Genomic DNA, 12,043 nt, shown 5'->3' on the forward strand with positions numbered 1-12,043 from the left:
ATTCACGAGATAGCCTAATTGATTCTTTCTCAATATTCTATATTTGTTGTATTTTCTTTTTATCGAGTTTAGACAAAAGAAAATACAACAAAATATTTAATCACCAAAAGTAATCATAATTACTTTTTAGGGTTAACCTCTGCCATAGCACCAACACCATCCCCAATCGGATTTACTCACACAGTTTGGCCCATCATCATGCCCGATTGTCGGCATATCACAGTCACCTGCAGTGACTTGACAAAGACATGAAGCAACAGATTGTTCATGGCCACATGTTGCCGAAGTGGTACAACCTGTCCCACCTTGAACTCGACGCATTTCGTCATTTTGAAGCTTCGCAATCACTTCTTTTTTTAATCGTAACGTTTTCATTTCACTTTAATTTAATTTAACAAGAAAACTAATTGTACTAAAAATATTTCATAGGTATATTCTGTTGTTCTTAAGCTATTTAAGATAAAGATGACTTTTTTGATGATTATTTTTTTTTAAACAGCTGTCTTTTTCATGTTTTAAAGAAGCTAGAGTATTTAAATCTTGTATTTTGATGGTTTTAAATAGAATGTCATTGTAATAAGGCTTATTTTGTTTATCTTCATTCATATAAAATGAGAATTTTTGGTTTCTTTTATTTAATGTCAAATATCCCGTATGCAAAAGAAGTGTTTGACTAATGTGCCTATTCTCCAAATAAGGTACAGAATCAAAATGCAATTTATTCTCACTTAGTATTTGCATATGCCCCTTATTTCTAAACATTCTCCATCTAAACCATAATCCATTTTGAGATAATGGATGAGAATCTAACATATTTGTCCGATACGTTTCCATACTATCCCATAAATTTGCAATCCAAACCCCGACTGCGTCTACATCGTCTCTTTTCATCACTTCCCGCAAATCCACAAACCGATCATCAAACCGCTCGTCTGCATCTATGAAAATGAACCATTCCGCTTTAAAGAACGAGGCTATGTCCAACAGGATATTGCGGTTTTGTTTGTCATTAAATTCGGTACGCGCTTTTTTCGCTTTGATTAATAGTTTATCCGATTGGGCTATCCGGTAGGTATCGTCCGTACTTTCATCGTCCAGCAAAATGATACCGTCACAATATTTCTCTACACTACGCAAACAATCAGTTATGCGTTCGGATTCGTTGTATGTAGGGATTAATGCAATCAAAGGATATGACTTTTCAAATATATCATCTGACAGTAGATCAAATTGCTTTAAGGTCGAAAGATAATCCCTACATTGCTGTTTGGCATAAGGATGCTCTTTCCAGTCATATATTACCGTATCATAATCAGTTATTTTAAAAGACTTATTTATTTTTATATCTACAGGCAAAAGCATTTCCGATAATAACTCATTAGGGATTCGTGCCTGTTGTTTATTTTTTGAAACTGTTTGTTGAGAGGAATTTTCTCTTAGGCTCAGTTCTATTTCTGGGAATAGCAGCCGATGAATGCCTGCCAATTCCAAGCGTCTGCATATATTGTTGTTTTCTTCTTCCCATTCGGTATAATGTTCACTATATCCGCCTACCTTTTCGAAATATTCTTTTTTAGCCATGATATTTTCATAAGGAAGCAGTTTATCCATATACCGAACTTGACAAATAGCATAATGTTCCGGATAAGAATCTAACTTTTCTCGTAACTGATAGATCATATCCGTATAAAATTCCAGTTCCGGATTCATTATTAAAACATATTGTTTTGTTGCCTGCCGGATACCGGTGTTAAATGCTTTTGCCGGGTTCTGTTGCGAATGATATTGTGTATTGACTACTATCTTCCAATTAATGAAGGGATAAGTACGGATATAATCCAAGATTTTTTCCTTTTCGCTAGGCTCATTGATCACCACTACTACTTCAATACCGTTTCGTTCATAGTAGTTCGATTCAGACGAGAATACCCGTTTAAATCCATCAAACCAACCACAAAGTGGTATTACGATGCTTAAATCAAAATCCTGCAACTGTTTCATAAGGCAAAAAGAATTAGTTTCTCTTTCCACAACTCATACAGATTAGACCAAAGTATTCCGGTTTCCTCTTTATTATATCCGTTTCGTTCGGCTAATCCCTGTACAGACAAAGTTCCGTCACATTGTTTAAGCAGGTTGGTCATTTCTATATCTATCTCGCCAAAACACCCGAACCCACGCATCAGATTTTGTTTTCCGTCCGATTCTTCCAAAGCAAACAAAGAGGATAAGCGGGGCTTTAACGAATACCTTTCACTGCGTTTGTTTATCGATGCAGACAAACTGATTATCCGCTCTGTTTCTTCCAATATTTTTTTATCAATAATAATTTTACCATAATCCGCAAATATCTTTTTTTGGACCTCAAAAACAGATTTCAGGGAATCAGATGTAAAATACTTCCGAATTTCCACTTCCAGCAAATCCAAAGGAACCATTTCCTTGAAACAGCCACCTTTCCGTCCTCTAAAAGATACGGATTGCAAGTGGTCATAGTTGGCAGGCGTCACCATTCCTCCCAGGCCGTAATCTCCTAAAATAACACAGGGTTTACAAAGTGCCATCGCACGCACTGCATCAATACCTGAGGCTACCACCAAATGCGCTCTCCTATAGATGGAAAGCTTGTAAGAGCTAGGTGCGACAATGACAAAAGAAGGCAATGCGTTCTTTAAACATCGATATTCATCCGAAACGATAGTTAGCAGGGCATTCGTTTTATGCAGAAAAGTCAATAATTTAAGGTCACTTTCCTTGATTGTATTTCCGGTTGGACAATAAACAATCCGGCAATACTTCGGTTGTTGTTCGTAAAAGTAGTAATTAGCCATTTTCTTCACCGGATAATTAAAATGAAGCATCATTTCTTCCGGTATACCAAAATCCGGCAAGGCTGCATCACTCATACTCAATACTCCATACAAATTCTTAAACGGGGCAATGTAGCTATCTAAACGGTTCGTTGTAGCAATAAACAATACAGGAGATTTACCCAACCGCTTAAGCTGTTTTCTATAGCGTATAAGGCTAAGCGAATTTTGAATGATAATTAGATCATAAGATTGTCCCTGTTCATAGCTTTGTTCAGAAAACAGGTCTCCCAACAGATGAAGTTGATAATGGGCAGATAACAACTTAACCAGATAGCCGGATATTTCTCTTGAATAAGTATCCAGTCCTTCCTGTGTTCCTATATATAATATTGAAGAGCAGTTTATAGGCATATATGAGACATCTAAGGTTAAATTATTTATTTTTCCAAAACTAATGGATTAAAATGTCTTAAACAAGCCTATTAAGAAAATGTCATTAAAATGTCATTAAATTAAAAACCAATTAGTAGCAGTCATTCAACAGATATAACTATAGTATTGTCGTCCTCTGATATATTACATAAGTTGCTTACATCGCTATTTTTATTTGCTTTAGTTCTTTTTTGATGTTAAGGTTTCCATTCAATTTTATTTATACATTCAGAATATTATATTTTGATCGCCCCTATTTATGTTTATTTCTTATACTTAGCCAACATAATCACCGGATTGGATTCTTCATTCAATCCGGCTGCAATTTCTTTCAGTTTGCCTTTCAGTTGTCCTTTCCCGTAGGCCTCGACAAGTTCGTGGGCTTGTAATGACTGTCCGATTACGAATTCCTGATCTAAAGGTCTCGATGTCATATCCACTTCTCTTTTGCTGGTATAATCACCATTGTATATTTTAGGTATGAATAAAGAATTTTCCGGCTTATCGTACATCAATCCGGAAGATGGAAACCCTCTCCCTATTTCAAAATTAAATTCCGCTTTCAACAGGCTCATGAAATAATAACGGTCGGTAAAAACGCTTGGCATAAGAAATACTTCAGGAGAATCCATGGTGTGTATGGAGGGGGTTCTTACGATAAGGGGGATTGTCGCATTAGCATCCGGCAAATAGTGGTATATGGTATCGGATGATGTCTCCATAAGTACCCAACTGACATGATCCGGAATTATTTGGTATACAGCAGTTGGTACTGGAACAACCCAAGCCTCCCCGTCTCTTGCGACCGGGCTTTTAATTTCATCAAAAGGAATTGATATTTTCCGGGTGATACTTCCATCCTGCTTGGAAAAGATTAAATAATACGGATGTATGATGTTTGACGGGTTTTCCAGACTATTATCCGGTACATAAGAAATCAAATTTTCCCGGTCGTAATTAAATGTATTTATATGAGAATCCGTACCTGTGGCTTTGAAACTCCTTTTAAAATTTCCGTCTAGATCATATACTGAGATTTTACTTCCGGTGTAGGCTATAACAAATATTTCCTTGTTTGCTTCATCCAGGACAATCTCAGTAATACCCACATATTCTTCGCCACCTTGCCCCTTCCTGTTTATCTTCTTCAAGCCTTTGCCGGTTTTTCTGTCAAAAACAAACAAATTCCCATCGTTGGCCCAGTTTGTTATTAATATAACTTCTGCACCAACGGCCATTACTTTACCCTGGGTAACAAACTCATCATTTGTTTCCAGCGGGATGTATTCCACATCCATAAAATCCTGTAATATCAGTTCCTTTTCAGGATAATTCTTTGTAACATCAACTATGACGAGTTCATTTGTTGATTGTTTGTTCTCTCTGCACCCTGACATAACAAACAGAATTATTGCTACAATTGTAAATGGTCTTTTCATGACAGTAATATTTTTGTTTACTTTTTCACATGGCAACAACTTATTAGTGTTTTCGTGTTCATCTTATAACCATATTATACAAATATACTGTTTATCAAATAAAATGATTAAAAAAACGGTTTGAAATCATCGAGGTGATTTAATAAAATGATCCCGATGATTTTAAAAAAACATCGGGATCATTTTATAAAGGGGTTGCCCCTCTATGACAAAGGGCAAAGAAATAGTTATCTTAATTCAGCTTTCTCCATAAATAGAGCAGATAAATAACTCCAATACTCAAAATAGCCACGGCTCCTGTCTGTGAGGCCATCATGTCTGAAGCAATTCCCATCAATAACGGGAATATTGTTCCTCCGAATAATCCCATAATCATAAGTCCTGAAACTTCATTCTGTTTATTCGGCATATAAAGTAAAGCCTGGGAGAATATAATGGAAAAGACATTCGAATTTCCAAAGCCGATCAAGCCTATACATATATATATAATAGACAATGAATGGAACAAGAATAAACCAACCATAGCTATCAGCATCAGTACCACACTGAAAATAAAAAATGACTTAGGAGATATTTTCCGCATAATAAACGCACCCGAAAAACATCCGGCCGTACGGCAAATAAAATATAAACTGGTAGCAAAACCTGCATCAGCCAAAGTCATACCCAGACGTTCCATCAAAATCTTCGGGGCTGTAGTATTTGTACCTACATCAATACCCACATGACACATAATACCAATAAAGCATAGCAAAATAAACGGCTTACCCAGCAATGCCAGACATTCTCCGAATGTAGAAGGTTTTCCTTCTTCTTTTGTTTCATAGATAGAAGTTGCCCCCAATAAGAAAACAGCAACCACTGCTATTACCATATAAATAGGAAACAACACTCTCCATCCCAAGCCGAAAGAAGGTATAGCCATTGTTGCCCCCCACATAGCAATATAAGGCGCCAGGAACGATGCAATTGCTTTTATAAACTGTCCGAAAGTAAGAGAACTTGCCAGTTTATCTCCATTGACTATATTTGAAAGTAATGGATTCAGTGATGTTTGCATCAATGCATTTCCTATACCCAACAAAGAGAAGGAAACAAGCATTACCATATATGTATCACTGAAAATAGGAATCAGCAACGAAAGAAAAGTTACAACCAAACTTAACAGCACAGTCTTTTTTCGCCCGATCTTATTCATCAACATTCCTGTTGGAACAGAAAAGATCAAGAACCAGAAAAACACTAAAGACGGGAAAATATTTGCTTCCGAGTCTGTCAAGTTCAAATCCGCTTTTATATAATTGGAAGCGATTCCTACCAAATCAACAAATCCCATAGTGAAGAACGTAAGCATCACCGGGATCAACTTCCACGACATTCCTTTTTCTTTCATACTCATTATTCTTTATTTGGATATGGAGGCCATGCCCCCTCCTGTGTACAAACAAACGCAGCTGTCTCAACAGCTTTTTGGTGAGCTTCACGCAGAGACTTGCCTGTTAATATGGAATAAACAAATGCACCGGAAAAAGAATCGCCGGCTCCAACAGTATCTGCAACCTTTACTTTAGGGGTAGGAATCGTAGATTTTTCTCCCGTAGAGTATATCGTGCTGAAATCGGCACCGGCAGTTAAAATAAGATACTTCAGAGAATAAGCTTCCATAAACCAGTTGCAAACATCATCAACCGAACCTTCCAAGCTGAACATTGAACGGAGCAATTCCAGTTCCTCATCATTTATTTTAAACACATTAGCTTGTTCAAGCAATGAGTCTATAAGCTCTTTGGAATAATAAGACTGGCGGATGTTTATATCAAAAAAACGCAAAGAATCTTCCGGTATATAGCTCAGTAATGTACGAAGAGTCTCCCTCGATTCAGGAGCGCGTTGTGCCAAAGTTCCGAAGCATACGGCATCAGTTCTCTTCATCAAATCGATCGCATCTTGTGTAAGTGGTATATGATCCCAGGCTACCCCCTCTATAATAGTATAAGAAGGTATTCCGTCTTTCAACTCCACCATAACACTACCTGTAGGATATTCTACTGTGCTGATATAATAACTGATATGGTTCTTATCCAGTTCCTGTAAAATTTCCGTACCAAAAACATCATTGCCTACTGCACTGATAGCATATCCTTCCGCTCCTAACTGGGTAGCATGATACACGAAATTAATAGGAGCACCGCCAGCCCTTTTTCCTGTGGGAAGCACATCCCACAGGAGTTCGCCAATGCCTGCCACTACTGGTTTATTCTTTTTCATGAGTATAAATTTATATCTATTTCCAAATTGAGTGTAACTCTGTAATTTTAGCTTCTGTTATTTGTATATCTCCATTTTCCGTAAAGACTTCTATCGTATCAAATGGTTCGGACGGATAAAACACATCCGTTATGGCAATACGGCCTTCTGCCGTAAAAAATTCCACGGAAGCTACATCTATCAACAATGTCCATTCTACAGTCGGCGTATTAACAATATAAGGTGTCGAATGGATAGAGGCAAACTTATCTGAAAAAACCTCTCCTACTGCATTCGTTCGATCTACATAAAACAATTTGTCTACATTTTCGTATCCTATGGTTATATATTCGCCTTTTCCATTCTTCAATCGTACACCATAACGGGAAGCAAAACCCAACCGGGTATTATTTTCCTGGTTAAAAGTCAGTTTAAGCTCAACCGGAGCTTTTGCAAAATCGAACTTATCAGACAGTACTTCCGATTTACTGACATTAATATCTTTCAGGTCTACGGATTCACCATACAAAGTACTTATTTCTTTTACCGGCTCCGAAGTCAATAAATAAACCGGCCCATCTTTGACCAAACCTAATTCGCGGGGCAAAGTAGCTGCGCCACTCCATTTAACACACGGTTTATCACCTGCATACTGCCAGTTATTCATCCAACCTATCAGAATTTGGCGACCATCCGGTGCATCAGACCAAGTCACTCCTGCATAATTATCGCGTCCGTGATCCATCCAAAATGTCTTTTTCTGGTCGCTGGTAAATGTTTTACCATCAAAATCTCCTACAAAATATTGTGTGGCAGAACCGCCGGCCGGACCACCCGGATTAATATTTACAATCAAAACCCATTTAGTCTCATCCGATCCTTTTACTTTCAAAGGAATCAAATCCGGACATTCCCACACTCCGTCATGACAGCCGTATCCTTTGCCAAAATTACTCAGGTAAGTCCAGTCTTTACAATCCGGAGAAGAATAGAAACGTATCTCTTGTCCCGAAGCCAAAGCTACAATCCACCGTTTGCTCGCTTCATGCCAGATTACTTTCGGATCGCGGAAATCACGAATACCCGGATTCTTAATCACCGGATTTTTATCATATTTCGTCCACGTACGACCCTTATCCGTACTATAAGCAATAGCCTGAGATTCGACTTCAATTTCTTTGGCTTGTTCTATATCCGGATTATGATAAGTAAAGAAAGCTACCAGCGGAGGATTCTCTTTTGTTCCGAAACCGGATGTATTATTCCAGTCTACCACTGCACTTCCCGAGAAAATATATCCAAGGCTATCCGGATACAAGGCAATAGGCAAATGTTCCCAGTGTACCAAATCTTTACTTACCGCATGTCCCCAGTGCATAGGTCCCCAAACAGACTTCTCGGGATAATGCTGGTAAAAGAGATGATATTCTCCCTCATAATACACCATTCCATTCGGGTCGTTCATCCAATGTTCCGCCGGTGAAAAATGAATTTGCGGACGGTATTTTTCCTGAAACAGCGAAGTTACCTCCGCTGTTTCAGTATTTTTATTTGTTTTGTTTCCCGTACAGGCTGTAAATCCGATAACGGCAGCCAGTGCACAATGTAATAAACCTTTCATTTGTTTGTGTTTTATCAGATTGTTGTTATTTCCAAATGGACTGAAGCGTATAAACCTCGAGGTTCTTCACTTCAATATTATGACCCCAGAAATGGAATCCTTCCTTATTGTTCGGATCAGCTTTACGTTCCATGTAATAAGCGTAGGCACCGCCATCTACATAGACTTCCACCATTGTCTTGTCCAGAATAATATCAACAGTGATTTCCATGCTTGTTCTGTCTTCAGGGGAATAGAATACCCCGTTTACGCGATTAAAGTTCATATCATAATCTAATAAACGTTGTCCAAACAGGTTCAGGCCTGCACTGGTTGCATGAGACAACTTCAATGTGGTACGTATACGGAGAGCTCCGGCATTGTTATACGGCTGCAACATCTCGCTTGCTTGCTGAACTGTCAGGTCTTTTCTGTCAAACGCTTTCGTTTGTAGCATTTCCACCTCTTTTACAGGCTCGCTGAATAATCTGACACCATCTTTAGTGGTACGTAAAGATAAAGAAGTAGGCAGCGTCATTGTACCTTTGAACGGCATGCCTGCATGGTCTATGTTACTCCAACCAATCTGTATGCGGCGTCCGTCGCTTTCAGGTATATTAGTAAATGTTTGCGCTGCATAGATAGCACCTGAAGTGAAATAATATTTGCCGGCTTCCGGTGTAAAAGTCTTTCCGTCAAAAGAACCGATCATATAGGTTCCCGAAGCTCCGTACATTACCCATTTTTTATTGTCAGGATTGCCATCCACTGCCAGTTCAAACAGTTCAGGGCATTCCCAGAAACCGGTCACATGACTCTGGAACGTCCAATCTTTCAAGTTAGACGAATTATAAATTGAGTGCCCATCGCGTTCATTCAGGATCATAACCCAATTGTTACCCGGTGCGTACCAAAATACTTTCGGGTCGCGGGTATCCCGTGATTGCCACTTGTCAAACGAGTCTATCACCGGATTTCCTTTATATTTCGTCCACGTACGTCCTTTATCCAGGCTATAAGCGATACACTGCACCTGTTTCTGCGGTTGATCGGCAGTATAGATAGCTACCATAGCCGGTGTATTACCTTTATTAAAACCTGCCGTATTATTGTAGTCTATCACAGCAGAACCAGAGAACATCGTTCCGTGTTCGTCCGGATACAGAGCTACCGGAAGTTCTTCCCAATGAATAAGGTCTTTACTTACCGCGTGTCCCCAATGCATATTACCCCATTCACGTTCATACGGGTTATGCTGATAGAACAAATGATATTCGCCATCATAATAAAGCAGACCGTTCGGGTCATTATTCCAGCCTCTGCGTTGCGTGTAATGTACTAAAGGACGGTTTTCTTCTTTGTACATATTTTCGTGTCCGGCAACTTCATCGGCCTGATATATCTTATCCATTCCGGCATTATCACCTTTATAGGAGATAACGATATTCTTATTTTTATATTGAGAGACATCGCAGAACACCCAATAGTCCGGGTTGGCGGGTGCCAGGCGTATATCAAAAGCCTGCTCTTTACCATCTGCGCTTAATGTCATTACGGCGCGGTCTACCTTCTGGGAGACAGGAAGATTCAAATATTTCTTAGTAATTTTCATCTTGATATCTTCTGCACTCACTATGCAGGACAGGGTTAACATGGCACCTGTTAAAGTCAACAATTTACTGTAATTCATGCGTTATACGTATTTAGAATTAAAGAGATATTATAAATAAAAGATAAGCAGACTATCAAAAGCCTGCTTATCACAAACTTTGTTTACCAACCGTAGTTTTGTTTATACAATTTCTTGCTAAAGTTAATCTGATTCTTCGGAATTGGGAAATACTCATCCTTGTTCTTTGTGAACTTCGCTTCACCCATATAGGTACGGCGTGTTTTTTCTGTAGCAAAGTAACTGTTTACTTCTTTGTCAGCAATACCCCAACGAACCAGGTCAAAGAAACGCGAACCTTCCTGAGACAATTCCAAGCGTCGTTCCCAACGTAATGCTTTACGTGCAAAGTCTTGCGTCCATGCCGGACAATTTACGCCGGGCTGATAGGTGGCAATCTTGAACTTTCCCGTAGGATCGCCCTGAACATCCACCAAGCGTGCCGTACTCTTAGCTGCTCTTTCACGAAGAGAGTTTATAATAGGTAATGCCTCGTTTTGACGGCCTAATTCGATCAAAGCTTCAGCTTCCCACAAAAGAACATCGTCGTAACGAATAATATCGCGGTTCTTAGAGCTTGACATAAACGGTAATGAGAAAGCAAAACAAGGACAATCAGGCAACACAACTTCTTTCATAGACATGAAGTTTCCGTATGTATTCGGATCACGGGTCCAACTTGCTTCAAAGATAAACTCGGGGTTATACTTATAAGGAGCACCCGGAATAGCTACCGTATGATTCAAACGCGGGTCAATGTTGTATTTCAACAAATCTTCGGCATTCTTCAAGTCGTTGTTGTTATAAGTATCAAACAAAGGAAGGCCATTATCGTCTGTCTGGAATGCGTTCACCATATTCTGGGAAGGGGAGTGGAAACCACAGCATCCATATTCAGGATTCATCGGATAATTCAACATTGCACCCCAATCCAAACGGCCGTATAGTGTTCCGTCGCCGGTTGAGAATTGTACGGCAAATACAGATTCGCGTCCGTTTTCAGTTTCACAAAGGAAGTTTTCAGCAAAATCGGAAGTTAAAGAATATTTGCCCGACAATCCCTGGCAAAGAGTTACTACCTCCTGCAACTTTGTTTTGTCTATATTAACGACATTATTCTTTTCGTCCTGTTCGTATGCTGCATACAAGAGCGCTTTTGCCAGATAAGCCTGGGCAATGCTCTTATTAATACGTCCGATCTCCGCTTGTTTTTCCGGCAGATTTTCGGCAGCAAAGCGGAATTCGGCAATAATCATATCCCAAAGTTGCTTGTCGGTATATTCAACGTTGGAGATATTGATATAATCCTCAGTCTTATCGTTCTCGTCGATCCAAGGCATCTGTTTGAATAATATCTTCAGGTCGAAATAGAAGTGTGCACGCAAGAAACGCACTTCGGCTTCGCGTGTAGTCTTCAGCGGGAACACAGTTGCATCCATCGCATTGATACGAGACAATGCGTCATTAGTACGGGCTATACAGACATATTCATTATACCATTTCTTATCCAGATAGCCATTATCGTCACGCAGATAAACAAACGTTTCAAAAAGATGGAAGTCGCCCATATCACCAGTACCGGCACCTCCTTTATAAGCATCCCCTGCACGCAAATCGCCATAAGGCCAGTATGCATGCATACCGTCGCTAAAGTTGTCGTTACCCAGTGCAGAGTAAGCTGCAATGACCATTTTTTCTATATTTTCCACGGTATTCAGGTCGTCCGTGCTGGCAACTCCCTGCGGATTGACATCCAGGAAAGAGTCGCAAGCTGTCATAGGAAGCAGCAAGGCAGCTGCCAATGTCATATATTTAAAAGTCTTCATAATTGTATTCGCTAATT

9 protein-coding genes are annotated in these 12,043 nt (G+C 39.3%); all 9 read right to left on the reverse strand.

What is annotated here, in order from left to right:
• Positions 1–132: 132 nt before the first annotated feature.
• The 9 genes from CTY47_RS16760 to CTY47_RS05330 all read right to left on the reverse strand — a co-directional run bounded on the left by CTY47_RS16760 (position 133) and on the right by CTY47_RS05330 (position 12,026).
• Positions 133–375, reverse strand: coding sequence for a class I lanthipeptide (locus tag CTY47_RS16760; protein ID WP_143813340.1), 243 nt, complete (start codon positions 373–375; stop codon positions 133–135).
• 75 nt (positions 376–450) lie between these two features.
• On the reverse strand, positions 451–2,001 hold the full coding sequence (locus CTY47_RS05295) for a glycosyltransferase family 2 protein (RefSeq protein WP_099463735.1): 1,551 nt from the start codon (positions 1,999–2,001) through the stop codon (positions 451–453).
• Positions 1,998–3,224, reverse strand: coding sequence for a hypothetical protein (locus CTY47_RS05300; RefSeq protein ID WP_099463736.1), 1,227 nt, complete (start codon positions 3,222–3,224; stop codon positions 1,998–2,000). Before CTY47_RS05300 ends, CTY47_RS05295 begins: the two co-directional genes overlap by 4 nt.
• A gap of 284 nt (positions 3,225–3,508) precedes the next feature.
• Positions 3,509–4,684, reverse strand: coding sequence for a 6-bladed beta-propeller (locus CTY47_RS05305; protein ID WP_099463737.1), 1,176 nt, complete (start codon positions 4,682–4,684; stop codon positions 3,509–3,511).
• 232 nt (positions 4,685–4,916) lie between these two features.
• On the reverse strand, positions 4,917–6,077 hold the full coding sequence (locus CTY47_RS05310) for an MFS transporter (protein WP_099464090.1): 1,161 nt from the start codon (positions 6,075–6,077) through the stop codon (positions 4,917–4,919).
• Between the two features lie 5 nt (positions 6,078–6,082).
• Complete coding sequence (locus CTY47_RS05315; protein ID WP_099463738.1) at positions 6,083–6,952, reverse strand: carbohydrate kinase family protein; 870 nt, start codon at positions 6,950–6,952, stop codon at positions 6,083–6,085.
• A 16-nt stretch (positions 6,953–6,968) separates the two neighbouring features.
• Entirely contained in the window at positions 6,969–8,552 is a 1,584-nt protein-coding gene (locus tag CTY47_RS05320) for a glycoside hydrolase family 32 protein (protein ID WP_099463739.1), read from the reverse strand.
• A gap of 25 nt (positions 8,553–8,577) precedes the next feature.
• Positions 8,578–10,185 carry a DUF4980 domain-containing protein gene (locus CTY47_RS05325; protein WP_394340707.1) on the reverse strand — a complete coding sequence of 536 codons (1,608 nt, stop codon included), beginning with the start codon at positions 10,183–10,185 and terminating at the stop codon, positions 8,578–8,580.
• A 119-nt stretch (positions 10,186–10,304) separates the two neighbouring features.
• Positions 10,305–12,026 (reverse strand): RagB/SusD family nutrient uptake outer membrane protein, encoded by a 1,722-nt coding sequence (locus CTY47_RS05330; RefSeq protein WP_099463741.1) that lies wholly within the window; start codon positions 12,024–12,026, stop codon positions 10,305–10,307.
• Positions 12,027–12,043 lie beyond the last annotated feature (17 nt).

Source organism: Parabacteroides provencensis, assembly GCF_900232875.1.
In the GTDB taxonomy this organism is placed as follows: domain Bacteria; phylum Bacteroidota; class Bacteroidia; order Bacteroidales; family Tannerellaceae; genus Parabacteroides; species Parabacteroides chinchillae.